This window comes from Halomonas sp. SIMBA_159 (assembly GCF_046536035.1).
Taxonomy (GTDB): Bacteria; Pseudomonadota; Gammaproteobacteria; order Pseudomonadales; family Halomonadaceae; genus Vreelandella; species Vreelandella venusta_A.
This window is the reverse complement of the sequence record NZ_JAWJBT010000615.1, coordinates 1-270: the sequence shown is the minus strand read 5'-3', so window position 1 is coordinate 270 and position 270 is coordinate 1. Positions and strand designations below refer to the sequence as shown.

The 270-nt window shown below is 69.3% G+C and carries 1 protein-coding gene; it reads right to left on the bottom strand.

Features of this window, described 5'->3' with window-relative positions; genetic code table 11:
* On the bottom strand, window positions 1-270 hold a 270-nt coding region (locus tag R0J87_RS20670; RefSeq protein ID WP_498888595.1), incomplete at both ends, for a GSCFA domain-containing protein.

Genomic DNA, 270 nt, shown 5'->3' with positions numbered 1-270 from the left:
CCCTCGGTGAGACCCAAGGTGAAGACCAGGACGTCGGAGTCCGTGAGCACCGATCGCACTGCGGCGACATGCTCGGCGCGCTGACGCTCGACCTGCGCAGCGCTGGCGAAGCCCTCGGGCTCGACCGCCGGTCGAAGCGCGTCGAACCAGCGATCGCCTCGGCGCCAGGCGATGTCCTCGCGCACGGTGCCCGAGAGCGCTTCCTGCGCGAGCTGCAGGAGCTGTCGCACGAAGTAGATGTTGCCGTACCGCGCCGAGTACACGCCGTAC